The organism is Nocardiopsis sp. SBT366 (genome assembly GCF_001083815.1).
Classification (GTDB): Bacteria; Actinomycetota; Actinomycetes; order Streptosporangiales; family Streptosporangiaceae; genus Nocardiopsis; species Nocardiopsis prasina.
Genome location: NZ_LAVM01000012.1, coordinates 60,086 through 81,252 on the forward strand (window position 1 = coordinate 60,086; position 21,167 = coordinate 81,252).

Annotated in this window: 20 protein-coding genes; 11 read left to right on the forward strand and 9 right to left on the reverse strand. The window is 71.1% G+C overall.

Features of this window, described 5'->3' with window-relative positions:
* Positions 1–21: 21 nt before the first annotated feature.
* Positions 22–1,146 (forward strand): D-alanine--D-alanine ligase family protein, encoded by a 1,125-nt coding sequence (locus ADX84_RS05625; RefSeq protein WP_049568548.1) that lies wholly within the window; start codon positions 22–24, stop codon positions 1,144–1,146.
* Positions 1,147–1,218: 72 nt separating this feature from the next.
* On the opposite strand, the gene ADX84_RS05630 is transcribed toward ADX84_RS05625, so the two are convergent.
* The 6 genes from ADX84_RS05630 to ADX84_RS05655 form a co-directional block, all read right to left on the reverse strand.
* On the reverse strand, positions 1,219–2,082 hold the full coding sequence (locus tag ADX84_RS05630; protein ID WP_049568551.1) for an EI24 domain-containing protein: 864 nt from the start codon (positions 2,080–2,082) through the stop codon (positions 1,219–1,221).
* Positions 2,083–2,091: 9 nt separating this feature from the next.
* Positions 2,092–3,867, reverse strand: coding sequence for a thiol reductant ABC exporter subunit CydC (gene cydC, locus ADX84_RS05635; RefSeq protein ID WP_049568555.1), 1,776 nt, complete (start codon positions 3,865–3,867; stop codon positions 2,092–2,094).
* Positions 3,864–5,609, reverse strand: coding sequence for a thiol reductant ABC exporter subunit CydD (cydD, locus tag ADX84_RS05640; RefSeq protein ID WP_049568557.1), 1,746 nt, complete (start codon positions 5,607–5,609; stop codon positions 3,864–3,866). The genes cydC and cydD overlap by 4 nt, the downstream gene beginning before the upstream one ends.
* 184 nt (positions 5,610–5,793) lie before the next feature.
* Positions 5,794–6,834 (reverse strand): cytochrome d ubiquinol oxidase subunit II, encoded by a 1,041-nt coding sequence (gene cydB, locus ADX84_RS05645; protein ID WP_049568560.1) that lies wholly within the window; start codon positions 6,832–6,834, stop codon positions 5,794–5,796.
* A 12-nt stretch (positions 6,835–6,846) separates the two neighbouring features.
* Positions 6,847–8,292 carry a cytochrome ubiquinol oxidase subunit I gene (locus tag ADX84_RS05650; RefSeq protein ID WP_049568563.1) on the reverse strand — a complete coding sequence of 482 codons (1,446 nt, stop codon included), beginning with the start codon at positions 8,290–8,292 and terminating at the stop codon, positions 6,847–6,849.
* Between the two features lie 473 nt (positions 8,293–8,765).
* Positions 8,766–9,488 (reverse strand): DUF305 domain-containing protein, encoded by a 723-nt coding sequence (locus tag ADX84_RS05655; RefSeq protein WP_049568565.1) that lies wholly within the window; start codon positions 9,486–9,488, stop codon positions 8,766–8,768.
* An 89-nt stretch (positions 9,489–9,577) separates the two neighbouring features.
* Between ADX84_RS05655 and ADX84_RS05660 the strand changes: the two genes are divergently transcribed.
* Entirely contained in the window at positions 9,578–10,351 is a 774-nt protein-coding gene (locus ADX84_RS05660) for a DUF3105 domain-containing protein (RefSeq protein WP_049568568.1), read from the forward strand.
* 121 nt (positions 10,352–10,472) lie between these two features.
* On the opposite strand, the gene ADX84_RS05665 is transcribed toward ADX84_RS05660, so the two are convergent.
* Positions 10,473–10,931 carry a DUF3515 domain-containing protein gene (locus tag ADX84_RS05665; RefSeq protein WP_049568571.1) on the reverse strand — a complete coding sequence of 153 codons (459 nt, stop codon included), beginning with the start codon at positions 10,929–10,931 and terminating at the stop codon, positions 10,473–10,475.
* 31 nt (positions 10,932–10,962) lie between these two features.
* Positions 10,963–11,196, reverse strand: coding sequence for an Lrp/AsnC family transcriptional regulator (locus ADX84_RS05670; protein WP_017545937.1), 234 nt, complete (start codon positions 11,194–11,196; stop codon positions 10,963–10,965).
* A gap of 153 nt (positions 11,197–11,349) precedes the next feature.
* Between ADX84_RS05670 and ADX84_RS05675 the strand changes: the two genes are divergently transcribed.
* Complete coding sequence (locus ADX84_RS05675) at positions 11,350–12,336, forward strand: thiamine-phosphate kinase (protein WP_049568575.1); 987 nt, start codon at positions 11,350–11,352, stop codon at positions 12,334–12,336.
* A gap of 200 nt (positions 12,337–12,536) precedes the next feature.
* Positions 12,537–13,190 (forward strand): cellulose binding domain-containing protein, encoded by a 654-nt coding sequence (locus tag ADX84_RS05680; RefSeq protein ID WP_049568577.1) that lies wholly within the window; start codon positions 12,537–12,539, stop codon positions 13,188–13,190.
* A gap of 119 nt (positions 13,191–13,309) precedes the next feature.
* On the opposite strand, the gene rpmB is transcribed toward ADX84_RS05680, so the two are convergent.
* A complete protein-coding gene (rpmB, locus tag ADX84_RS25290) occupies positions 13,310–13,495 on the reverse strand; it encodes a 50S ribosomal protein L28 (RefSeq protein WP_013151263.1) in 186 nt (61 codons plus the stop codon).
* Positions 13,496–13,928: 433 nt separating this feature from the next.
* On the opposite strand from rpmB, the gene recG reads away from it, so the two are divergent.
* From recG to mutM, 7 genes are all read left to right on the forward strand, one after another.
* Positions 13,929–16,133: an ATP-dependent DNA helicase RecG gene (gene recG / locus ADX84_RS05685; protein ID WP_049568580.1), complete on the forward strand. Its 2,205-nt coding sequence runs from the start codon at positions 13,929–13,931 to the stop codon at positions 16,131–16,133.
* A 613-nt stretch (positions 16,134–16,746) separates the two neighbouring features.
* Entirely contained in the window at positions 16,747–17,313 is a 567-nt protein-coding gene (gene rsmD / locus ADX84_RS05690; protein WP_049568583.1) for a 16S rRNA (guanine(966)-N(2))-methyltransferase RsmD, read from the forward strand.
* A gap of 198 nt (positions 17,314–17,511) precedes the next feature.
* The gene (coaD, locus tag ADX84_RS05695; protein WP_049568587.1) at positions 17,512–18,000 is read left to right on the forward strand and encodes a pantetheine-phosphate adenylyltransferase; all 489 of its coding nucleotides are present in this window, start codon (positions 17,512–17,514) and stop codon (positions 17,998–18,000) included.
* 248 nt (positions 18,001–18,248) lie between these two features.
* Positions 18,249–18,794 (forward strand): DUF177 domain-containing protein, encoded by a 546-nt coding sequence (locus ADX84_RS05700; protein ID WP_017545943.1) that lies wholly within the window; start codon positions 18,249–18,251, stop codon positions 18,792–18,794.
* Between the two features lie 133 nt (positions 18,795–18,927).
* Positions 18,928–19,104, forward strand: a complete 177-nt coding sequence (gene rpmF / locus ADX84_RS05705) for a 50S ribosomal protein L32 (RefSeq protein ID WP_017545944.1) — start codon at positions 18,928–18,930, stop codon at positions 19,102–19,104.
* 348 nt (positions 19,105–19,452) lie between these two features.
* Positions 19,453–20,205, forward strand: a complete 753-nt coding sequence (rnc, locus tag ADX84_RS05710; protein WP_017545945.1) for a ribonuclease III — start codon at positions 19,453–19,455, stop codon at positions 20,203–20,205.
* Between the two features lie 3 nt (positions 20,206–20,208).
* A complete protein-coding gene (gene mutM / locus ADX84_RS05715) occupies positions 20,209–21,063 on the forward strand; it encodes a bifunctional DNA-formamidopyrimidine glycosylase/DNA-(apurinic or apyrimidinic site) lyase (RefSeq protein WP_049568590.1) in 855 nt (284 codons plus the stop codon).
* Positions 21,064–21,167: the final 104 nt, after the last annotated feature.

Here is a 21,167-nt window from a genome sequence, read left to right on the forward strand (position 1 = left end):
GGCGAGATAGGGTCAGGCAGCATGTCGTCCGAGCAGCGCAAGATTCGGGTCGCCGTCGTCTTCGGCGGTCGTAGTTCCGAGCACGAGATCTCCTGCGTCACGGCGGGCAGCGTCCTGTCCGTGATCGACCAGGACCGTTACGAGGTCGTCCCGGTGGGGATCACGCCCACCGGCAACTGGGTCCTGACCTCCGGCGACCCCGAGAGCCTGCGCATCGACGCGGTGACCAAGGCCCTGCCGACCGTCTCGGAGGAGGGTGTCGAGATCGCGCTGCCCTTCGACACGGCGGGTCAGCTCATGACCGTCAGCCCCAACGAGGGCACGCAGCGGCTGGCCGAGGTCGACGTGGTCCTGCCCCTGCTGCACGGGCCCTTCGGCGAGGACGGCACCATCCAGGGCCTCTTCGAGATGATGGGCGTGCGCTACGCGGGCGCCGGTGTGTTCTCCAGCGCCGCCGCCATGGACAAGGTCTTCATGAAGGCCCTGCTGGTCGGCAACTCCATCCCCACCAGCGACTACGTCGCCATCACCGAGCGCAGCTGGCGGACCGAGCGCAAGAAGGTCCTGGACGACGTCGCGGAGCTGGGCCGGACGGTGTTCGTCAAGCCCGCACGCGCCGGGAGCAGCGTCGGCATCAGCAAGGTGAGCGACGCCTCGGACACCGACGCCGTGATCGCCGCCGTCGAGGCCGCCCGCGAGCACGACCCCAAGGTGCTGGTGGAGGCGCAGGTCATCGGCCGCGAGATCGAGTGCGGCGTGCTGGAGTCCGAGGACGGCGGCACCCCCGACGTCTCCTTCCCCGCCGAGGTGCACGTGGCGGAGGGCTTCGACTTCTACGACTTCGAGGCCAAGTACCTGTCCACGAGCGGCCTGACCATCCCCGCCGAGATCCCGGAGGAGGCCACCGCCCGTCTGCGCGCGATGGCCGCCGACGTGTTCGAGGCCATGGGCTGCGAGGGCCTGGCCCGGGTGGACTTCTTCTACACCGAGGACGGGCGGATCCTCGTCAACGAGCTCAACACGATGCCCGGCTTCACGCCGTCGTCGGCCTTCCCGCAGATGTGGGGCGCCACCGGCCTGGACTACGCCACGCTCGTGGAACGCATGATCACCACGGCGCTGCGCCGCAGCCCCGGTCTGCGCTGACCGCACGGTGACGCGGAGGAGGGGGCGGGCGACCGGTGGGTCGCCCGCCCCCTCCGGCGTTCACGGGATTCGTCAGGGGTGTCTCGGCGGCTGAGGTGCCCCCTGGGGCCCCTGCGGCTGCTCGGGTGGGGGCGAGTGGGGGTGCGCGGGAGTACGCGGGTCCTGGGGAGGCTGGGAGCCCTGGGGCGTGTCGGGCAGCAGCTCACGCGCGAGGATGGTGCCGCCAGCCGTCGCCGCGGGGAACACCGCCACGGCGACGAAGGGGATCGCCAGCAGGAAGTACGTGGGGACCGCGAAGCCCAGCACGCGCCAGCGCCGGGTGCCCATGAAGTGGCGGCGGTCGCGGACCAGGAGCAGGCCACGGCGGTCGAAGGCGCTCGCGGTGAGCTCCACGCCCAGCAGCCACCCGCCCATCACGGCGGTCAGCACCGGTCCGACCATCCAGCCCACCAGCGGGATGAGTCCCAGCAGGAACGCGCCCACGGTCACCAGGAGGGAGACCAGCACGATCCCCACGGACTGGCGGATCGAGCGGACCAGCCCGGCGGCCAGGGACTCCTCCGGGGCCTCCGGCGCCCCGCCCAACTCCTGTTCGACCAGCTCGGCGATCTTGTCGTAGATCGGCGCGCCCAGGCCCAGGGTGACCGTCGTGAACGCCACCACCATGACCAGGACCGCCCCGGCCAGCAGACCCACGGACAGGGCGCCGCGCAGCAGTCCCTGCCAGACGGTGTCCCACTCCCGGGCGAAGGGCGTCGCCCACGCCACCAGGTCCGTCAGGTTCACCGCCAACGTGACCAGCGCCGCCAGGAACAGCAGCGACGTGATCAGGGCGGGCAGCGCGCCCAACAGGAACAGGCGTGGTCTGCGCAGCACGATCGCCAGACCGCGCAGCAGAACGCCGAAACCACCGAAGACCTCACGTACGGGATTCACGGGCGAACACTAGCGCTCCCAGACCGACCGGTACCACCCAGGCCGTTCGAGCAGCTCCTCGTGGGTTCCCGACTGGAGCACCCGGCCGTCGCGGACCACGTAGACGCGGTCCACCCGGTCCAGGCCGGTGAGGTCGTGGGTGATGAGCAGGGTGGAGAACCCCTCGGCGGCGTCGAGCAGGTCGGCCACCACCGCGTCGCGGGTGTCCGGGTCCAGATGAGCGGTCGGCTCGTCCAACACGAGCACGCGCGGTGCGGCGAGCACGGCCCGCGCCAGCGCCAGCCGCTGCCGCATCCCGCCGCTCAGCCCCATACCGTGCGAACCCACCTGGGTGTCCAGCCCCTTGGGCATCGCCTCGACCTCACCGGCCAGGCGGGCCCCGCGCAGCGCCGCCCACAGCTCGTCGTCCCCGGCCTCCGGCCTGGCCAGACGCAGGTTCTCCCGGAGCGTGGAGGCGAACACGTGCGGGTCCTGCGGGACCCCGGACACCACCCTGCGGACCTCGTCGGCCGGGTAGTCAGTGATGTCCACGCCGCCGATCTCCACGCGGCCGCCGTTCGGGTCCATGAAGCGCAACAGCACCGAGGCGAGCGTGCTCTTGCCCGCGCCGCTCGGACCCACCACCGCCACGGTCGCCCCGGCGGGGATCTCCAGGTCCACCCCGTCCAGCGCCCACGGTTCCTCCGGTCCGTACCGTACGCGCAGGTCACGCACCCGCACGGTGGCATCGGCCGCCGGGTCGATCTCCAGCCCCTCCCGTGCAGGAGGCGCGACCCCGGGCGGAGTGTCGAGGACACCGAACAGACGCTCGCCACTGGCCCGGATCGAGCCCAGCCGTGCCGCGACGGCGGGCAGCGGGGCCACGATCTCGAAGGCGGCCAGCGTGGTGAGCACCAGCACCGCCAACGCCGTCGGGCCGATCACCCCGTCGTCCACGGCCAGCACGCCCAGGAACAGGGCGCCCCACACGGTCAGCCCGGTGATCAGGGCGTTGGCCCCGGCGCTCAGGCCGAGGGTCGCGGCGTCGCGCCGGGCCACCCGCGTGAGCTCGGCGTCGGCCTCGTTCACCCGGGCCACCTGACGCTCCATCGCCCCGTAGGCGATCAGGTCCGGGGCGCCCTGGAGGGTGTCCACCAGGGTCGTGGAGAGGCCGCCGCGCGCCCGGGCCTCCCGCCGACCCGGCGCCCGGCCCAGCGCGGCGGCGGCCAGCGGAACCGCGAGCCCGGCGAGCAGCAGCCCCGCCGCCAACAGCAGGCCCCCGGGGACGTACACCACGGTCAGGACCAGCACCGTGGCACCACCGGTGACCACCGACACCAAGGGCGGCGTGAGCCCGCGCACCAGCAGGTCGAGGGTGGCCTCGGTGTCGTTGACCAGGCGCGACACGAGGTCGCCGGAGCGGAAGCGCCCGAACGGCTCGGTCCGGGCCAGCCGCTCGTACACCCGGACCCGCACCTCGGCCAGGGTCCGGAACGCCGCGTCGTGGGTGACCAGGCGTTCCAGGTAGCGGGTCACGCCCTTGCTCACACCCAGCGCCCGGGTGGCGACCACGGCCACGCTCAGCGCGGTGATGGAGGGGTGGTTGGCCGCGGTGGCCAGCATCCAGGCGGCCACGCCCAGCAGGGCCACGCCCGAACCGGTGGCGGCGGCGCCGAGCAGCACGCCCAGTGCGAACCGCGCGCTCCGGGGCCGGGCCAGCCCGATCATCCGGCGCAGGGGGTCCCGGCGCCGTTCCCGCTCTCCGACCTCCGACGGGTGGGTGGCGGTGGTCGTCTCGGCGCTCATCGGTGGGCCTCCCGGGTCAGCAGCGGAAGCGCGGTGGTCCTGAGGTTCGCGCCGAGCGCGGACTCGGCCCACCCGGTGTCGTGGGCGACGATCACGGCGGTACGCCCCTCCAACAGGCGGGCCACCGCAGTGCGCACGGCCCCGGCGTTCTCGGGGTCCAGGTGCGCGGTGGGCTCGTCCAGCAGCACCAGCGGCGCGTCCCGGCACATCGCCCGGGCCAGGGCGATCCGCTGCCGCTGCCCGGCGGACAGGCGCGCGCCCCGCTCGCCCAGCCGGGTCCCGTACCCCTCAGGGAGGGCGGACACGAACGCGTCGGCCTCGGCCATCCGCGCCGCCTCCCGTACCCGGTCCATGTCGGCGTCGGGCGCGCCCAGCCGGATGTTGTCGGCGACGGACACGTCGAACAGATAGGGGTGCTGGGGAACCCAGGCGACGCCCAGACGCCAGTCGTCGGCGGGCACCTCGTCCATCGGGATCCACCGCCCGCCGGGAGCCCGCACGCTGATCCGTCCCTGCGTGGGTTCGCCGAGCCGCAGCAGGAGGGACAGCAGGGTGGTCTTGCCCGAGCCGCTGGGCCCGGTGAGCAGCAGGTGCTCGCCGGAGCGGACGGTCAGGTCCAGTCCGGACAGGGCGGGCACCTCGCGGCCGGGGTAGAGCAGCCCCACCCCCTCGAAGCGGATGTCACCCGAGGCGGCGGGTGCGGGGACCCCGGTCGGTGCCGTGGCCCGCCGCTCCTCGCCGTGCCCGTCCCGACCATTCGTCCCGCGCTCGCGGTCGAGTTCGGTGAAGACCTGGTCGGCGGCGGCCACGCCCTCCATGCTCGCGTGGAACCGGGCGCCCACCTCTCGCAGCGGCAGGTAGGCCTCGGGCGCGAGGATCAGGACCAGGAGGGCGGTCTGGTAGTCCATGTGCCCGCCCAGCAGGCGCAGCCCCACCTCCACCGCGACCAGCGCGACCGCGAGGGTGGCCAGCAGCTCCAGGGCGAAGGCGGACAGGAACGCGATCCGCAGCGTCCCCATGGTCGCGGCCCGGTGGTCGTCGCCGACCCTCCGGATGATGGCGGCCTGGGCCTTGGCGCGGCGGAAGACCGCCAGGGTCGGCAGCCCCTCCACCACATCGAGGAAGTGCCCGCCCAACCGGCTCAGCAGCCGCCACTGGCGCTCGGTGCGCTGTTGGGTGTGCATACCGATCAGCGCCATGAAGATCGGGATGAGCGGCAGGGTCACCAGGATGACGATCCCGGAGATCCAGTCCGCCCAGAACACGACCGCCAGCACCGCGAACGGCACGATGCAGGCCAGGACGAGTTGGGGCAGGTACCGGGAGAAGTACTCGTCGAGGGCGTCCAGGCCCCGTGTGGCGAGGGTGACGAGTTCCCCCGCCCGGGGCGAGCCGTTCTCCCGGTCGCCGCCCTCGGCCAGCCACACCCTGCCCGATCCGGTCACGTGGGAGACCAGTTGGTGTCGCAGCTGCGACTTCGTACGGGCGGCGCTGTGCAGGGCGGACGCCTCGGCGAGGTAGGAGAGCAGGGCGCGGACGATCGCGACCACGGCCACGGCGGCGATCATCCAGCCCAGCGCGTCCATGCCCTCACCGGCCCACACCCCGGTGATGACCCGGGCCAACAGCCAGGCCTGGGCGAGGATGAGGCCGGTGATCAGCACGCCGCTGACCACGGTGACGGCCAGATGCGTCCGGACCGCGCCCGCGGTGCGCACCAGACGTGGGTCGAGCGGTTTCATGTGCGTGGAACCTCGTGGCGTCGGGGCCCGGCCGGAGCGGTGAGGCCGATGGGGCGGATGAGTCGGGGACGCGGGAACACTGTGTGGTCCGGACCAGTATCCGGGGAGGTCGCCGATCGCGCCGTACCCCGCCCTCCGGGGCGATGCGGAGGACGGAGGGCACGGCGCGGGGGAACGCGGCCGGTCAGGCGGCCCGTTCCGGCTCGTTCCCGGTCGGTGTGGTGGTGGGGCCGCCGATCTGCTCGCCGGTGACCCGCTTGCGGAAGACCCAGTAGCTCCAGGACTGGTAGCCGATCACCAGCGGCAGGAACACCAGGGCCACCCACGACATCACGGTGAGCGTGTAGTCGGCTGACGAGGCGTTCTCGACGGTGAGGCTGAAGGCCGCGTCGGTGGTGGACGGGAGCACGTCCGGGAACAGCGACCCGAACAGCGCGGTCACGGCGGTCAGGATGGTCACCGCGGTGGCCAGGAACGACCAGCCCTCACGGCGGTACCAGGCCGCCACCACTCCGGCCACCAGGGCCAGGGCGGCGATCAGCACGAGCGGCAGCGTCCACGGCTTGCCGTAGGCGAACTGGGTCCACAGCAGGAACGCGGCTCCCGCGGGCACGGCCACGCAGGCGGTGACCAGGGTGGCGCGGCGGGCGCGGACCCGGACCGGCCCGTCGGTCTTGAGGGTCAGGAACACGGCGCCGTGCAGGGTGAACAGCGAGAGCGTCGTCAGCCCGCCGAGCAGGGCGTACGGGTTGAGCAGTTCCAGCAGGGACGCGGTGACGATGTGGTCGGAGTCCATCGCCACGCCCCGGACGATGTTGGCGAAGGCCACGCCCCACAGGAAGGCGGGGACGGAGCTGCCGAAGAAGATGGCCCGGTCCCACCAGTCCTGCCAGCGAGGGTCGTCGCGCTTGCCCCGGTACTCGAAGGCCACGCCGCGCAGGATGAGCGCGATGAGGATCAGGAACAGCGGCACGTAGAACCCGCTGAACAGGGACGCGTACCAGGCGGGGAAGGCGGCGAACATGGCGCCGCCCGCCGTGAGCAGCCACACCTCGTTGGCGTCCCAGACCGGGCCGATCGAGTTGATGGCGACCCGGCGGTCCACGGAGTTGCGCCTGCCCATGAAGGGCAGCAGGGTGCCCACCCCGAAGTCGAATCCCTCCAGGACGAAGTACCCGATCCACAGGACGGCGATGGCGACGAACCAGATGACGGCCAGTTCCATGGTCGTTGGCTCCTAGTAGCTGAAGTGGGGGATCTGGGACTCGTCCTCGTCGTTCTCCAGATCCGGGACGAGGTGTGCGGGGCCCTTCTTGACGTACTTCCACAGCAGGCCGACCTCGATGACGAACAGCAGCCCGTACACGGCTGTGAAGATCCCGAGGCTCATGGCCACCGTCCCGAGGCTGACCCCGGGGGAGACGCTGTTCGCGGTGAGGAGTTCACCGTGGACGGTCCACGGCTGGCGGCCCATCTCGGTGAGCACCCACCCGAAGATGTTGGCGAACAGGGCGGCGGGCAGGGCCGCGATCGCGGCGTAGTAGAACCACCTGGTCCTCGGCAGCCGCTTCCGTCCCCGGGTGAGCCACAGCCCCAGGGCGGCCACGGCCACGCCGAAGATCCCGAAGCCCATCATCAGCCGGAAGGCCCAGTACACGACGAACACGTTGGGGATGTAGTCCCCCGGGCCGTAGTACTCCTCGTACGCCTCCTGGAGGTTGTTCATTCCGTGCACCTCGCCGTCGAAGTGCCCGGTGGCCAGGAAGCTCAGGATGTTGGGGACACCGACGTCGATCGGGTTGTACCGCGCCTCGGTGTCGCCGACCGCGAACGTGGAGAAGGGCGCGCCCTCCTCGGTCTCCCACAGGGCCTCGGCGGCGGCGAGCTTCATGGGCTCGTACTCGGCGGCGAGCTTGGCCTGGTGGTCGCCGGAGACGAAAGTGAGCGCACCGGCCATGAGGGTGAAGACCAGGCCGACCTTCAGGGTGGAGCGGAAGAGCGCGAGGTCGCGCTTGGGCGGGGTGACGCCGACCTCTCCGGTGTCGTCGTGCCTGGTGTGGCGCCACAGCTTGAAGGCGCTGACGGCCACCACGAAGAGCCCGGCGGTGACGAAGGCGGCCGAGACGGTGTGCAGGTACGTGGACCAGGCCTGGTCGTTGCTGAGCACGGCCCAGATGTCGTTCAGCTCGGCGCGGCCGTTCTCCGGGTTGACCTCGTAGCCGACGGGGCGGCGCATCCAGGCGTTGGCGGCCAGGATGAAGTACGCGGAGAGGTTGGTGCCGACGGCGACCACCCAGATGCAGGCCAGGTGGATGCCGCGCGGGAGCCGGTGCCAGCCGAAGATCCACAGTCCGATGAAGGTGGACTCCAGGAAGAAGGCCAGCAGGGCCTCCATCGCCAGGGGCGCCCCGAAGACGTCCCCGACGAAGCGCGAGTACTCGCTCCAGTTCATTCCGAACTGGAACTCCTGCACGATCCCGGTGACCACGCCCATGGCGAAGTTGATCAGGAACAGCTTCCCGAAGAACTGGGTGGCCTGGAGGTACTCGTGTCTTCCGGTGCGGTACCAGAAGGTCTGGAGCACGGCCACGATGAACGAGAGCCCGATCGTCAGGGGGACGAAGAGGAAGTGGTAGATCGTGGTGACGCCGAACTGCCACCTCGCAAGGTCTAGAGCTTCCATGCCCGCCTCTCAGTTACCGACCGCCGGTAGTACTACGAACTGTAGTGCTACTGCCTGTCGTACGTGGGTGGACCCCCCTGAGAGACAGGACACGTTGGGTCGGCGGGCGGTGACCTTCGGCAGCAGCCCCCGGGCAACACGACGGCGCGCCCCCGAACCGGGGGCGCGCCGTCGTGCTTCGCGTCTTCGTGGCCCTGGTGCCGAACCAGGCCGGGGCCGTCGTGTGGAGGCGGGAACCAGGTCGTGTTTTTTGGATCATTCCGCGCTCGCGACCACCAGGCTGCCTCTCGCTGCGCCGATGAAGCTCGGACAGCCAGACCCGGGCGGGCCCCCGCTGTGCGAGGCTGCGGAGCTTGCGTAGCAGCGCACAGTAGGGGCGGCTTCGCTCCACGGCTTGCGAGAGATTGCCTGGAGGGCCGCTCGCATCGATGGCGGCTCCGCCGCCACCGGCGAAAGCATCCAAGAACCACGCCCTAGCCGCGCAGCTCCAGCAGGCGCTCCATGTTGTCCACCTCGGACTGCTGGGCGTCGACCATCCCCTGGGCGAAGGTGGTGACCAGCTCCTCGTTGCCGAGCTCCACCTCGGCCTCGGCCATCTCGATCCCGCCGAGGTGGTGGGCGATCATCAGCTCCAGGAAGAGGACCTCGGCCTCCTCGCCCTCGGCGTCGGCGAGCCGCACCAGCTGTTCCTCCGTGGCCCACCCGGGCATGGTCTCGGGGACCTCGCCCTCACCGCCGCCGTGGTCGTGGTCGGCCATCCAGGTCATCGGCGGCTCCGAGGCGCGGGCGTGGAGCCCCCAGGAACTCAGCCAGCCCTGCATGATCCCGATCTGCGCCTGCTGGGTCCGTGCCATGTCCGTGGCGATGGTGTGCAGTTCGACGTCGTCGGTGCGTTCCATGACGACCAGCGACATGTCCACGGCCTGGGCGTGGTGCGTGCTCATGTCACGCAGGAAGCCGGCGTCGGCGCTGGTGTCCAGCGGGTACGACGGACGGCCCATGAGGAACCCCCCGACCAGCGCGAGGGCGACCAACGTCACTGCCATCCAGAGCGGGACGGAGCGTCCGGGTGAGCTCGGGGGCGCGGAGCCGCCGCCCTCCTCCGAGTGGTCGTCGTGCTCGGCCGACCCGTCCTCGTACGACTCCTCGTCGGAACGGCCGGCGTCGCTCGCCGCCGCCCCGGTCACATGCCCCATCGGAACCACCCTGGTCAAATCGCACCACTCTGATGACAAAGTAGAGGATAGGAAAGTCCCATTCGACCACATCCAGCCCAGGAGACCCAGTGGCCAAGAAGACGAAGGCGGAGGAGCGTCGAGCTCGCGCCGCCGCCCTGCGGGAAGAGCAGCGTAAGAAGGAACGCCGCGCCAAGATCCTCAAGATCGCCGGGATCAGCGTAGCCTCCGCGGCGGTCCTGGGTCTGCTGGGAACCGCGGTCTTCATGGAGTTCCGCTCCCGCAACATCGCCGGTGTGCAGGAGTACGCCGTCGACGAGTACAACCACGTCCCGGACGGCCAGCGCGTGGACTACGAGCAGTCCCCGCCGGTCGGGGGCCAGCACTGGAACAGATGGCAGAACTGTGGTGTGTACACCGAACCGCTGATGCCGGAGTTCGCGGTCCACTCCCTGGAGCACGGCGCGGTCTGGATCACCTACGAACCGGACATCGCCGAAGAGGAGATCGAGGCGCTCCAGGGCTTCTACAACCCCGGCGACTACCTCGTCATCAGCCCCTACGAGGGTGACATGCCCGCGCCGATCGTCGCCTCCAGCTGGGGCCGCCAGATCACCGCCGAGAGCGCGGACGACGAGGACCTCGCCCGCTACGTCCAGTTCTACGAGCGCGGCCAGGACGTCCCCGAGCCCGGCGCCGCGTGCTCCGGCTCCATCTCGTTCACCGCGGCCGAGATCGAGGCCGAGATCGCCGAGGACGGCGCGGACGCCGAGTCCCTGGAGGGCGCGGACAGCGACGAGTCCGGCTCGGACGCGGAGAACGAGGACACCGACACCGAGGGCACCGACGAGCCCAGCGCGGCCCCCGACGAGGGCGGGGAGTAGCGCCGAGAGCGCCCCACCCACCCCCCGACACCTCCCCAAGACGCGAAAGTGGGGCCGAAGGCGATCCTCCCGCCTCCGGCCCCACACGTGTCTCGGGGGAACGGGCGCCGCTCGGGCGCGGTCACTGCCGGCTGTCGGCCCGCTCTTCCAGGTGCTCGGCGATCAGGTCACTCAGCTCGCTCAGGGCCGGGGCGGGCGGGCCGTAGGAGGGCGGCACGGAGAGTTCGACGTAGGCCTCGCGCTCGACCGCCGTGTACACGGTGGGAGCGTCCTCGGGCTGGGGGAGCCACGCGACACCGTTGACCTCCTCCAGGATCGAGTCCAGTTCCAGGGAGGAGGGCTGGGGAACGCCGCACCGAAGGCCGATGGGCGGGTCGCCCCAGGCCGCCATGATCTCCGACTCGGGCTGGACCGTCGCGCGGTCGGCGCCGAGAAGGGTGTCCGGGAGGTCCGAGACCAGCGCCGCGCAGGCCTCGGCGGTCTGACCGTCCGTCTCGGGGGGTTGCATCTGCACGGTCTGGCCGCAACCGGCCGTCACCAGGACGACGGCAAGGGCCGCTCCGAAGTAGCGCTTGGGCACGGGCAACCTCGCTCCGTCGACTCAGTCGACCTCAGATGTTGACGATGGGACAGGTAAGGGTACGGGCGATGCCGTCCAGACGCTGAATCCGGGCGACCACGAGGGAACCGAGGGCGTCCATGTCCTCCGCCCGCGCCTGCACGATCACATCGTAGGGACCGGTGACGTCGTTGGCCTGGTCGACCCCCGCGATCCCGCGCACACGCTCCGCGACCTCGGCGGCCTGGCCGACCTCGGTTTGGACCAGGATGTATGCCTGCACCATGTTGACTACTCCTTCATGCCGGGCCGGGTGGGGTGCCGAGCGGACGCGGCCCCGGCCGGAGGGGCACAGCCGATGACGAACGGATGACGAAAGTGGGGGCCTGACCACGGGGTCTAGACCACTGCGCCGGAGCGTCACCGTACCCTGATCTGTGTGTTGAGCACCATTGGGGGTCTTGGCGAGTTCGCTCTGATCGAGCGCGTGACGGGCCAATTCCCCAGGACGGACGACGTAATCCTCGGACCCGGCGACGACGCCGCGGTCGTGGCCGCGCCTGACGGGCGCACGGTCGCGACCACGGACCTCCTCGTCGAGGGCCGCCACTTCCGGAGGGACTGGTCCACCGCCCGCGACGTCGGGCACCGCGCCGTGGCGCAGAACTACGCCGACGTCGTGGCCATGGGCGCGCGCCCCACCGGGCTGCTCATCGGCTTCGCCGCACCGGCCGAGCTCCCGCTGGCCTGGGCCGAGGAGTTCACCGCCGGGGTGCGCGACGAGTGCGCCCGGGCCGGGGGAGCGGTGGTCGGCGGGGACACGGTGGGCTCGCCGACCCTGACGATCGCCATCACCGCTCTCGGGGACCTGGAGGGCCGGGCCCCAGTCCGCCGCGACGGCGCCAGGCCGGGTGACGTGGTCGCCTACACCGGCCACCTCGGCCTGTCCGCCGCCGGTCTCGCGCTCCTGGAAGGGGGCGTCGACGGACCGGCGGAGTGCCTGGCCGAGCACCGCAGGCCGAGCCCGCCCTACGCCGCGGGCCCGGAGGCGGCCCGGCTCGGCGCGACCGCGATGCTCGACGTGAGCGACGGACTCGTCCAGGACCTCGGGCACGTGTGCCGTGGCAGCGGGGTGGGAATCCTTCTGGACTCGGAGGCGTTCCGGCCCGAATCCGCACTCCTCGAAGCCGTCCGTGTACTCGGGGCTCCCACGGGGAAGGCTGTGGACGCCGCCCGTCGCCTGATGGTGGCCGGCGGTGAGGACCACGCTCTCGCCGCGGTCTTCCCACCCGAGGTCGTGCTCCCGGAGCACTGGCACCGCGTGGGCACCGTGGGAGAGGCACCGCAGGAGGGCGGCCGGGCCGCCGTCACGGTGGACGGGAACGTGGTCGAACGCGGTGGGTGGGATCATTTCCGGCGGGACTGAGCCCGTTTGGATTTGTCCTGTTTGGTGATCGCGCTAGGCTTTGCCATCGCGGTCAGCGTTGGCCTACGGACAGTGGTATGACCTCGCGGGGCCCGAACCCGCGGCGATCCACCCGAGGTGAGACCCCTGGTCGGCACGGCCGACGGCCCAGGGTGAGCAAGGCCAGCGGAACAACGTCGGAGGGCGGCACATGGGGCGGCATGGCTAGGCGGCACGGCCACCGTCGTGGAGCCCACCGCAGCGAACCGGAGAACGCCGGAGCGCTGCGGCGGTTCGGAGGACTCCTCGAGAGCACGGTGCCCAAACGGGTCGAGCCGCCGAGGCTGCTCAACGTCCTCGTGGTCTCCGGGGTGATACTCGGACTGCTCCTGTTCGGCTACAGCACCACGCAGATCTACCTCCAGTTCGGCGGCCCTCCCGGCGCGACGGAGGCACCCGGACCCCAGGACGGCACCGAACCCACCCACGACGCCTCCCCGCGTCCGGACCGCGGCGGCGCCTCGTCAGGGGAGGGGAACACCGGGCCGCAGACCCAGGCGGGGTCGGAGCCCACGGCCGTCTCGTACCAGGTGCTGGAGGCTACGGCGGTCGGCTTCACCAGCAGGGTGACCGTCACGAACACCTCGCGGACCCGGCTCGACGCCTGGGAACTGGCCCTGGCCTTCGAGACCGCCGACGTCACCGAGGTGCACGACGCGGACTGGGAACCGTTGGACGACGGCATCCTCGCCCGCCAGTCCGGGACCGACGGTCACCTGGATCCGGGTGAGTCGGTGACCCTGACCTTCGACGCGATCGGTGTCTCCCAGAGCCCCGTCCGGTGCTCCCTCAACGGCCACGTGTGCGACCTGTAGAGCCGTGACCCTGGTCGTCCGGTCGTCACACGAGTCACTTCAGCACCGGCTCCGGACAGCACGAAGGCCCCCCGACCGAAGTCGGAGGGCCCTTCGAGAACCACGGGTGGCAGGGGACCCTAGCGGGTCACCTTGCCGGCCTTGATGCACGAGGTGCACGCGTTCACACGCTTGGGCGTGCCGCCCACGCGGGTGCGAACGGTCTGGATGTTGGGGTTCCAGCGGCGGCGGGTGCGACGGTGCGAGTGGGAAACACTGTTACCGAACCCTGGTCCCTTGCCGCAGACGTCGCAGACGGAAGCCACGGTAACTCCATTCAAGTGCTCGGGATCGCGCACGTCGCCGCACGCGAGAGGTCATCCGGCCAGAGGAGGCCGGGTGGGCAGGCTGGCGAGGACGCCAACCGGGGAAGAGTACACGAAGGACATGCCCGAAGGTGAAATCAGACCACTGGCGGGCGTCCGTACGCGCTACGGCGGGGAACGGCGCGACCGAGGCCTCACACACCCACCGGAGCATCGAGATCAGCCACGCGGGCATGGCGAAAACGCGATGAACTCTGACGAGTATACCCCGGTTGGAGGGGGCGGCTGCACCAGTGCCGCCGGTGCCACCAGTGCCGCTGCGTCGCCGACGCGACCGACACGGGCGGTCAGCGTACCGGCCGCCCCCGGTCGTCGCACCGGAGGTCTACGGTGACACTGACGGGCGACCCCACGAGGCAGGACGGGAACCACAGTGAGCACCTGGGACGAGCCGCTGCGTAAAGGACCCCTCGGCGGCAGGACGGCGAAGGCACTCGCCGACAAACTCGACCTCCACACCCTCGGCGACCTGCTGCGCTACTACCCGCGCCGCTACGACCGCCGGGGCGAACTCACCGACCTCGCGCTCCTGCGGGAGGGGGAGGACGTCACCGTGCAGGCCAAGGTCCTGGACGCCCGGCGGCGCACCATCCCCGCCCGCCAGGGCCGCCGCCGCATGGACATGATGGAGGCCACCGTCACGGACGGCACCGGGCGCCTCCACCTGACCTTCTTCAACCGCGGCTCCCACCACCAGAACACCCTCGTCCCCGGGCGGCTGGCCATGTTCTCCGGCCGGGTGTCCACCTTCAAGGGCCGCCGCCAGCTCGACCACCCCGAGTACGTGCTCCTGGACGACGAAGGCCTCGAGGGCGAGGCCGCCCGGGCCTACGCCAACGAGCTGATCCCCGTCTACCCGGCGGTCAAGGGGCTGGACTCCGCCACCATCGCCCGGTCCGTCGGGGTCGCGCTGGACTACGCCACCGACATCCCCGACCCCCTCCCGCCCGAACTGCGGTCCCGCAAGGGGCTCCTGGGTGTCCACAAGGCGCTGGAGCGGATCCACCGGCCCGCCGAGTGGTCCGAGGTCGGGGCCGCCAGGCGCCGCCTGAAGTGGGACGAGGCCTTCGTGCTCCAGCTGGCCCTGGCCCAGCGCCGCCAGCAGGCCGAGGAACTGCCCGCCAAACCGCGCCCCGGAGTGGACGGCGGCCTCCTCGACGCCTTCGACGCCCAGCTCCCGTTCACGCTCACCGACGGCCAGAAGGAGGTCGGTGAACGCCTGGCCGAACGGCTCGACGCCACCCACCCCATGCACTGCCTCCTCCAGGGCGACGTCGGAGCGGGCAAGACCCTGGTGGCCCTGCGCGCGATGCTGCGGGTGGTGGACTCCGGCGGCCAGGCCGTCATGCTCGCCCCCACCGAGGTCCTGGCCCAGCAGCACCACCGCTCCATCGGCGCCATGCTCGGGGCGCTCGGCAGGGCCGGGCAGATCGACGGCGCCGACACCGCCACCCGCGTCGCCCTGCTCACCGGTTCCATGAACACCGCCGCGCGGCGCGAGGCCCTGCTGGAGGCCGCCTCGGGTCAGGCGGGAATCGTCGTGGGCACCCACGCCCTCCTCCAGGAGCACGTCTCCTTCGCCGACCTCGGCCTGGTGGTCGTGGACGAGCAGCACCGGTTCGGGGTGGAGCAGCGCGACGCCCTGCGGGAGAAGGCCAGGGACGGACGTCCGCACGTGCTGGTGATGACCGCCACACCGATCCCGAGGACCGTCGCGATGACGGTCTACGGCGACCTCGACGTGGTGGCCCTCACCCAGCTGCCCCAGGGACGCGCGCCGATCTCCACCCACGTCGTCCCCGCCCACGAGAAGCCGCACTTCCTCACCCGAGCCTGGGAACGCGTCCGCGAGGAGGTCGGCCAGGGCCGCCAGGCCTTCGTGGTCTGCCCCCGGATCGGGGACGGCACGGACGGCTCCGGTGACGAGGTCGAGCCCCCGCCCGAGGACGCGCCCCCGGGCGCCCGGCCACCGCTCGCGGTGCTGGACGTGCTCGCCCGCCTCAAGGAGGGCCCGCTGGCGGACGTACGGGTGGAGGCCCTGCACGGACGGATGGCCCCGGACGACAAGGACGCGGTGATGCGCCGCCTGACCTCGGGCCAGACCGACGTGGTCGTGTCCACCACCGTCATCGAGGTCGGTGTGGACGTGCCCAACGCCACCGTCATGGCGATCATGGACGCCGACCGGTTCGGGATCTCGCAGCTGCACCAGCTGCGCGGCCGGGTCGGTCGCGGACAGTTGCCCGGGCTCTGCCTGCTGGTCACCGAGGCGGAGGAGGGCAGCCCCGCCCGCGAACGGCTGGCCGCCGTCGCCGCCACCACGGACGGGTTCGAGCTGTCCCGCGCCGACCTGGAGATGCGTCGTGAGGGCGACGTGCTCGGCGACGCCCAGTCCGGGGCGCGTTCGAGCCTTCGCATGCTCACGCTGGTCAAGGACGAGGAGCTGATCGGCGAGGCCCGCGAGGAGGCCACCCGCCTGGTGGCCGAGGATCCGGGTCTGACCGCCCACGAACCGCTGGCCGACGCCCTGGCGGCGTTGCTCCCCGAGGAACGCGCGGAGTACCTGGACAAGACCTGAGCGCTTCCGAGGCACGAGGCGGCCCCTGGCCGGTCGTACCCGGGCTCGGGGCCGCCGCGAACCGGGGCCCTCTTCGGTCTTCGACGCCTTCGTGGAGGTGCCGGTCCCCTTCCGGTACGCCAACCCGGTCGTCCGCAGGGGGAGGGGCGTCGCCTCCGGGAAGCGGCCTTCCTCCTCAGCGGACGCGCAGCCGCAGCGCGCGGGTTCCCGTTGTGTGTGCACGCTCAGACTCGGGTTCCCGTGGTGAGCGTGCACCCTCCAGCGGGCGTGCACCTCAGCACGAGTGCGCCCGCGGCGCGCTTCCGTGGTGCGCGTACCTGCTCAGCGCGGCGTGCAGCCGGAGTGAGCGGGTTCCCGTAGTGCGTGTGCACGCTCAGACTCCGGCTTCCGTGGTGCGTGTTTGCCCGTAGCGCGCGGGCTCCCGCAGTGCGCGGGCCCACGACGGCGTGTGTTCCGGTGGTGCGAGGGCTTCCGTGGTGCGTGTGCACCCGCTTGTCCACAGGCGGCGGGGTTCCCACTGGCGGAGTGCGCCCGCCCGGTGTTGACTCGATATCGGGGGAGCTTCCGGCTCCGCCAGCCTCAGCGTGCCCGGGGGCGCACTACCGTGGGGGCCATGACCCGCATCATCGCCGGGGCGGCGGGCGGACGACGCATCTCCGCCCCCGACGGCCGCACCACCCGACCCACCAGCGACCGGGCCCGCGAGGCCCTGTTCGCCTCCGTCCAGTCCGACCTCGGCTCCCTCGACGGGCTCCGGGTGATGGACCTCTACGCGGGGTCCGGGGCGATCGGCCTGGAGGCCCTGTCCCGGGGGGCCGCGCACGCGCTCCTCGTTGAGGCCGACCGCAAGGCGGCCCGCGTGGTGAAGGAGAACATCACCACACTGCGGCTTCCCGGCGCTGAGCTGGCCGCGGACCGGGTCGAGCGGGTTCTGGCGCGCGGCAACCAGGCCGCTCCCTATGACTTCGTCGTGGCTGACCCGCCGTACGCGGTCACCGACGAGGAGGTCGCCTCGGTGCTGTCCGCCCTGGTCGAGCACGGTTGGCTGGCCCCTTCAGCGATGCTCGTGGTGGAGCGGTCCAAGCGCGGCGCCGAACCCGAGTGGCCGCGTGGGATCGAGCGGGACCGCAGCCGCAAGTACGGCGAGGCGATCCTCTGGTACGCCCGCACCACCGAGTAGATATCGGGCATACGCCACGTTTTCTGGCGCCGCACCAGGGAAGGTTCAGACGACCCGGTGGGGTGACTTCCGTGATGCCCGGGCCGGGTGTGAAAGCGGACACTGAGGACCGCTAAGTGGGAGTTGCCCGAAATGGGGCGGGGGTGAGCCCCTACGATCTCTGTACCCGTGAGTAGTACCTGAGAGGGGCGATCCACCGTGCGCCGAGCCGTCTGTCCGGGCTCCTTCGACCCGGTCACCCACGGACACATCGACATCATCGGGCGAGCCGCCAAGCAGTACGACGAGGTCATCGCCGCCGTACTCAACAACGTCAACAAGCGGGGGCTCTTCACCGTCCCCGAGAAGCTCGACATGCTCACCGAGGGCACCACCGAGTTCGACAACGTCCGGGTCAGCGAGTTCGACGGACTCCTCGTCGACTTCTGTCGCGAGAACGGCATCGAGACCATCGTGCGCAGCCTGCGCTCGGTCAGCGACTTCGACTACGAACTCCAGATCGCGCAGATGAACTACCGGCTCTCCGGCGTCGAGACCGTCTTCATGACGGCCAACCCGCAGTACTCGTACCTGTCGTCCAGCCTGGTCCGCGAGATCGCCATGCACCGCGGCGACGTCTCCAGCCTGGTCACGCCGTACGTCCAGGGGCGCCTCAAGGAGAAGTACGCCGAACGCGCCCAGGGATAACCCCCCTCCGCGAGCCCGATCCCGCCCTCTCCGCAGGTGCCTTCGGGGGGCTGATTTGGGTGGTCGGCGACATGGTAGGTAGAATCTGGGTTTGACCATGGGCGTCGCCGGTCCTCGGCGTGCGCTCAGGCCGGTCAGCACCACCGCGACAGCACGACATGCATCACGTCGGCGGCCGCGTGCCCGGCACCCGGAACTCTCCTGAAAGCGCGATCACTCTGTCTCGTCTAGATGCCCGTGACCCGTACGTGGTCGACACCCGCCAGCTGGGTCGCCAGCCGGGGTCGATGCGTACCGTCAACCGAATCGTGACCGTCCCCGAGGCGCTCGAGACGGCGATGGCCAGCGTGCCCAAGGGCCAGGAGATCGAGCTGGACCTGCGCCTTGAGGCGGTGATGGAGGGTGTCCTCGTCACCGGGACCGTCAACGGTCGCCTCACCGCGGAGTGCTCCCGCTGCCTCGACCCCCTCTCCGAGGAGTTGGAGGCCGGGTTCCAGGAGATGTACCGCTACCCCGCCGACGACGACGTGAGCGTCCGAAGCGACGAGGACGCGGACGACGATGATGAGGACTACTATCTAGAGGGCGATCTGCTCGACCTCGAACCGGTGATCCGAGACGCCGTCGTGCTCGCGCTCCCGCTCTCACCGCTGTGCGGCCCGGACTGCCCCGGCCTGTGCGCCGAGTGCGGTGTCAAGCTCGCCGACGCCGGGCCGGACCACGGTCACGGCGACGGTGTCGACCCGCGTTGGGAGGCGCTCCGCGACATCGCGGAGAAGCCCGACCAGCAGTGAGTCCAGTGACCCGGTCGAGTGCGGTACCCAATGGGAACCGCCGACGACCGGGGCACACCCTCCCCGCCACAGCGCGCGGGGTGACCAGATAAGCGACCTCCCGCGACCGCGGGGGTGACCCAGGAGGATTGAAGTGGCCGTCCCGAAGCGGAAGATGTCGCGGAGCAACACCCGGACCCGCCGTTCCCAGTGGAAGGCGTCGCGCCCGGTGCTGGTCAACTGCCCGCGCTGCCGTGACCCGAAGCAGCCCCACATCGCGTGCCCGTCCTGCGGCACCTACAACAACCGCCAGGTCATCAACCCGGCCTAACCCGGACGTGCCAGGCTTCGGGCCGTGCGCCCGATCCCGTACTCCCGGACATCATCGGGGCGGAACCCTCTGAGGGCTCCGCCCCGAAGTGCTGTCCGGAAAGGGCCGTCCCGGGGGTCAGTGTCCCCAGGGCTTTGTAGAGTGATCTCGACGGACCGTGGGAAGACCATGATCCGTGGTGTCCGACACCGATCCCGGTCCCACAGGGGCTCCCGAGATCGTGGTGGCCGCCGGGGGAGTTCGCGCTCCCGCGACGATCACCTCGTTTTCGAGCGTCCCGGACGGGTCGGGGGACACCCCCACCTCCGCGCGCCGTCCTCGGCGCGCCCAACAGGGAAGCGAACTCGCGTGGCTAGCCAACTCTCCGTCTCCGAGGCCAGGTCGTTCCACCGTGCGATCGGGGTCGAGGTGGACCCCAAGATCCTGCTCCGGGCCCTGACCCACCGCTCCTACGCGTACGAGAAGGGCGGCCTGCCCACCAACGAGCGCCTGGAGTTCCTCGGTGACTCCGTGCTCGGCCTGGTGGTCACCGACACCCTCTTCCGAAAGCACCCGGACCTCCCGGAGGGCCAGCTCGCCAAGCTGCGCGCCGCCGTCGTCAACATGAGGGCGCTGGCCGACGTCGCGCGCGGGCTGGGCATCGGCGAGTACATCCGGCTGGGCCGTGGCGAGGAGGGCACCGGGGGGCGCGACAAGTCGTCGATCCTCGCGGACACCCTGGAGGCCATCATCGGCGCGGTCTACCTGGACCGCGGCCTGGACACCGCCTCGGAGTTCGTGCACCGCCTCTTCGACCCGCTGATCGCCACCGCCTCCGGGCTGGGCGCCGGACTGGACTGGAAGACCTCCCTCCAGGAGCTCACCGCCGCCGAGATGCTCGGCGTGCCCGAGTACCACGTGGACGAGAGCGGCCCCGACCACCAGAAGACGTTCCGCGCCACCGTGCGGGTCGCCGGGGAGAGCTACGGCCTGGGTGAGGGCCGCAGCAAGAAGGAGGCCGAGCAGCAGGCCGCGGAGTCCGCGTGGAAGGCCATCCGGGCCCGCGCGGACCGCGCCGCCGAGCAGGCCAGGGGCGGATCCAGCGGCAACGGGCAGGGCTGAGCGGTGCCCGAACTCCCCGAGGTCGAGGTGGTCCGGCGCGGCCTGGCCGAACACGCGGTGGGGCGTCGGATCGGCGCCGTCGAGGTGCTGCACACGCGCTCGGTCCGCCGCCACGTGCCCGGCCCCGCCGACTTCGCGGCTCGGCTCGGAGGGCAGACCCCCACGGCTGTGCGCCGCCGTGGCAAGTACATGTGGCTCGTGCTGGACAGCGGCGACATGCTCCTGGCCCACCTGGGCATGAGCGGGCAGATGCTGGTGCAGCCGCGGGGCAAGCCGGACGAGAAGCACCTGCGGGTGCGGATTCCGCTGGACGACGGCAACGAACTGCGCTTCGTCGACCAGCGCACCTTCGGTCACCTGCTGCTGGACCGCGAGGGTGAGCGCGCGCAGGTGCCGTCCTCGGTGGACCACATCGCCCTGGACCCACTGGACGCCGAGTTCGTGCCGGAGGCGTTCGTCAGGGCGCTGCGGGCCAAGCGGACCGAGGTGAAGCGGGCGCTGCTGGACCAGTCGCTGATCAGCGGTGTGGGAAACATCTACGCCGACGAGGCACTGTGGCGGGCCCGGCTGCACTGGTCCCGTTCCACGCGGGGGCTGTCCAACGCCCAGGCGCTGGAGCTGCTCGGCCACGTCACCGAGGTGATGACCGAGGCCCTGGACGTCGGCGGGACCACGTTCGACGGCCTGTACGTGAACGTCAACGGTGAGAGCGGCTACTTCGAGCGGGGGCTCAACGCCTACGGGCGGCAGGACCGTCCGTGCGGCCGCTGCGGCACGCTGATCGTGCGCGAGGCGTTCATGAACCGCTCCTCGTTCAGCTGTCCGAGCTGCCAACGGGTTCCTCGCGCCCGTGTCTGAGTCCGACGGGCACCGGTTTCAGTAGCCCGAAATGAAGTATTTCGTTCAAATTTCGGTGCTTTTGTGGTCTCGAGTGGCGTGTCGGTGAGCAAAGTGTCGCCGTG